Genomic DNA, 3,921 nt, shown 5'->3' with positions numbered 1-3,921 from the left:
GTGGGCTTGCAGACAGCGGATGGTCGGATAACCTACCTTTCGTTGGCTGGCTGCCGCGACTCGCCCCGCATCTGACAGGCCGTGGCCGCCGTCCCCATGACCCGCTAGGTGAGAGGCGGTGGGTGGCCCGTGCCCATCTTCCAGGCGACGCGCACGCCGGAGGGGCGTCGCGCCCTGGCCGCGCAGACGCAGCTCCCGTTCTTCTTCGGGCTCGTCTACGTGGCGATCGTTGTCCTCGTGGTCGATCCGTCGATCCTGGTGATGCCCATCTCGATCGTCGGGTTCGCCGTCGGTGTCTCGGCGACGGCGCTCGCGATGCTCGTCCCGTGGGAGCGGTTCGCCCCCGTGGCCATGATCGCGGTCGCCGCCCTCGATGTCGTCGCGGTGACACTCATCCGCGCTGAAGTGACTCGCGTGCTGCCGTGGGTCATTCTGCTGGCGATCTTCCCCATGGTGTGGGCGGCGTACTCGTTCGGGTGGGCCGGGCTCGCCCTCGTGGTGGTCGGCTCGATCGGGATGCTCGTGTTCCGATTCGTGTACGCCGGTGCCTCGCCGCAGACGTTCACGGAATGGGCGAATGTCACGAGCCTTCCCCTCGTGATACTCGCGCTGGCCATCATGTCTTTTCTGGCGGCGCGTCGGCTGGGGCGTCGAGGCCATCAGCTCTCCCTGGCGAATCGAGCTCAGGTGGAAGCCCTCGCGGGTGCGCGAGACGCCGAGTCCCTCGTGATCGGGATCCTCGACACGGTCGCCGCGGGCGTGGCCTTCTATGACGAGGAGGGACGCCTCCGGGTGGCGAACGCCGCGGCCTACGAGATGGCCCGCGCTGCGGGGTTCCGGCTCGACGAGCTTCCGTACGCGGGAGGCAACGTGCTCGCCGGTGACCGCTCAACGCGGATCCCGCCCGAGGAGCAGTTCATCCCACGCGCCCTGCGGGGCGAGGTGATCCGCGGGCACCTCGCGTGGCTCGGGCCGCCCGAGGCGCAAATGGCCGTGCTCGCCTCGTCGAACCAGCTCCGCCGGCCGGACGGGTCCGTCCAGGGGACCGTCGTCGTCGCGCACGACGTCACCGAGCTCGCCGATGCGATCGAGGTGCGCGAGCAGTTCCTCCGAACGGTCTCGCACGAGCTGCGCACACCCCTCACCGGCGTGACGGGCTTCCTCGCCCTCATCGACGATGCCGTCGGACACGAGGATCCGAAGCTGCGGCAGTACATCGACGTGGTGAACCGTCGCGCCGCCGACCTGCTCGATCGGGTCACCGACCTCGTCGCGGCGACCGGATGCGACCGAGACCTTCGTTTCGCCGAGGTCGACATCCGGGAGATCGTGGATGCCGCGGCTCGGCGCATTGCGAAGCTCGCCGACGCTCGATCGACGCCCGTGCAAATCGCGCGCGCCGAGCGCGTGCAGGTGCGCGCGGATCGCGAGCGGCTGGAGGAGGCGGTCGCCGAGATCCTGACGAACGCGGTGAAGTTCGGCGAACCGGAATCGCCCGTGTCGGTGACCTGTCGGGCGCACGAGGATCGCGTTCGGGTGGCGGTGTCGAACGAGGGTGTCGGGCTTTCCCGCGCCGAGCAGCGCCGGGTCTTCGATCGCTTCTACCGCACCGCTCACGCGCGCTCGCGCGCCGTCCAGGGGTATGGCCTGGGGCTCACGAGGGTGCGCGCGATCGTCAACGCGCACGCGGGGCGCGTGCACATCGAGAGCGATCCGGGCGAGCGGACGACGGTGACGCTGGAGCTCCCCGTCGTCGGTCCCGGCGCGCGCTGAGTCACGGGCGCCCTCACCCAGACGTCGTGCGTGGCGTACCCGCGGAGGCTGCGCCGGCTTCGGCGATGAGTTGGCCCAGCTGACGGCGCAGCCGGTCGGTGAACCCCGCGGGGCTCATGTCGAACTCCAGGGAGAGCAGGTCGTAGACCTCGTGTGAGGCGATGGCGAAGAACTCGCGCACGAGCAGGGGAATCGATTCGTGTGGCAGGCCCGCGAGCTCTGCGAGCGTGCGCGCAGATCGCTCGAACTCGCGCCGGCGTTCTGCGCGGAGTTGCTCGAGCATGACCGCCGCTCGGGGGTCGGCATCCGCGGCCGCGCGAAGAGCGTTCCAGAGCCGGTGCGTCCGGGCGATCGCGGCGGTCAGAAGGGTGAGGTACTCGTCGATCGCCTGCGGGAGTGGCATCCGCTGCATCAGATCGACGTAGGCGGGTTCGCCGCTGACCGGGAATGCTTCGCCGTGCCCGGCGAAAGCCATGGTGAACGCGGCGAAGACGAGGCGCCGTTTCGGGCCGGCCAAGCCGACGCTCTCGACCGAGACGCCGGCGCGGTCTGCGATGGCTTGCAGAGTCGTCTGACCGTAGCCGTTTTCACTGAAGAGCTCGGCCGCCGCCTGCAGGATGCGGCGTCGGGTTCGGGCGGCGGCGTCTGCGCGATTCGTCACGCGGAGATTCTGCCGGATGCTGAATCTCATTACGGCCTGTCCGCAATCAAGAGGCGGCGGATCGAAAGCGTCGATAACGTCCGATTCGAAAGGCGTGTGTCGCCGAGAACAATGCTCCCGAAGCCTCTCGCACTTGCATCGGCTGCCGTACGGCGCTACCTTTCAAATCGCTTATACGTCGATATATTGAAATGCGAAGATGCCATGAATCCCTGCCCGATCAAGACTCCGGGCGCCGCACTTCCCTCGGGATCGCTGGCGCTGACCGGCATGGAGTGGCTCCCCTTCGCGGTGCTCGGAGCCGTGCTCCTCATCGCGGGCGTCGCCGTCGCGCTCTGGCGGCGCCGGGCCCTCGCCGCCGGTGCGACGGTGCTCGTCCTGCTGGCGCTCGGACTCGTCGCCCTGCCTCCGGTTGCCACGAGCGCGCACGCGTCGTCGTCGCAGGCCTGCGACTTCCTCGACGTGACGCACGTCGACCACCCCGACGCGGGGGTGAGTGTCGTGGCGGGTCAGGCGGCGACGACCTCGACGTTCCGTCTCTCCAACACGTCCGCCGCGCCGGCAGCGGTGTTCTTCGGCACGGTGGTCACCTCCGATGCCGCGGGCGTCGCCGACCAGGTTCAGGTCGGCTTCGACTCCGCTTTGGGGTCCACGTCACAGGGCCTCGACGAGACCGCACCCACGAGGGTGTTCACGCTCGCGGCGGGCACGTCGGTCGATGTGGCGGTGAGCGCGGGCTTCCCTGAGACCGTCGACAACAGCGTCCAGGGCGCGCACGTGTCCTTCGACGTGCGCGCCATCGCGCAGCAGATCCCCTCCCCCTGATCGTGGCTCGATCCTCGAGTCGCTCGGCCGCGCGCGGCCATTTCTCTGCACCATCCACCTCTCCAGAAAGAGAAACACGCATGACGACCAACACGGCAACGCGCGGCACCAAGCGCAAGATGGCTCTCGCAGCCGGCGCCCTCGTCCTCGCCGGCGTCGGGGGCACCCTCGCCTCGGGCGCCTGGTTCACCGACCAGCAGAAGATGACCGGCAACGAGCTCACCGCGGCGACGGTCGTCCTCGACTCACTGACGTCGGGGGGAGCTACGAAGATCGAGGTGTCGAATCTGCTGCCATCCGCGGACTCGACCGGGGGCAAAGAAGGCAGCATCACGATCTCGAACTCCGGCACCGCGAAGTTCCTCTGGGCTGCCGACCTCGATCCCGGTACGCCGACGAAGGCGGGCTTCCTCGACGCTGTGCAGATCGAGTTCCGCCAGGGCGGTGCCGGCAACTGGTCGGCCCCCACGTCGATCGCCACCGCCGCGGCGGTGTTGCAGAAGAGCGCGTCGGCGCTCGACGCGGGCACCTCGACGACGCTCGACTACCGAGTCTCGCTGCCGTCCACGACGGCCAACGACCTCCAGGGTGCCTCGGTCGCCTTCGACGTCGTCGTCAAGGCCATCCAGGCCGACGCGCCCGACTCGACGTTCGACGACGAA

General features: G+C 69.0%; 4 protein-coding genes. 3 read left to right on the top strand and 1 reads right to left on the bottom strand.

Annotated elements, in window-relative coordinates; all coding sequences use genetic code 11:
- Positions 1-129: 129 nt before the first annotated feature.
- Positions 130-1,773 (top strand): ATP-binding protein, encoded by a 1,644-nt coding sequence (locus tag P2P98_RS18900; RefSeq protein WP_275801821.1) that lies wholly within the window; start codon positions 130-132, stop codon positions 1,771-1,773.
- A 13-nt stretch (positions 1,774-1,786) separates the two neighbouring features.
- Here P2P98_RS18900 and P2P98_RS18895 read toward each other — a convergent pair whose 3' ends face one another.
- Complete coding sequence (locus P2P98_RS18895) at positions 1,787-2,434, bottom strand: helix-turn-helix domain-containing protein (RefSeq protein ID WP_275801820.1); 648 nt, start codon at positions 2,432-2,434, stop codon at positions 1,787-1,789.
- A 204-nt stretch (positions 2,435-2,638) separates the two neighbouring features.
- On the opposite strand from P2P98_RS18895, the gene P2P98_RS18890 reads away from it, so the two are divergent.
- Both P2P98_RS18890 and P2P98_RS18885 read left to right on the top strand, forming a co-directional pair.
- Positions 2,639-3,259, top strand: a complete 621-nt coding sequence (locus P2P98_RS18890) for a hypothetical protein (RefSeq protein WP_275801819.1) — start codon at positions 2,639-2,641, stop codon at positions 3,257-3,259.
- An 80-nt stretch (positions 3,260-3,339) separates the two neighbouring features.
- On the top strand, positions 3,340-3,921 hold a 582-nt coding region (locus P2P98_RS18885), incomplete at its 3' end, for a hypothetical protein (protein WP_275801818.1).

The organism is Microbacterium sp. Kw_RZR3, from assembly GCF_029222405.1.
Lineage (GTDB): Bacteria > Actinomycetota > Actinomycetes > Actinomycetales > Microbacteriaceae > Microbacterium.
The sequence above is the reverse complement of the archived record's forward strand: the minus strand, read 5'-3'. Positions and strand labels throughout refer to the sequence as shown.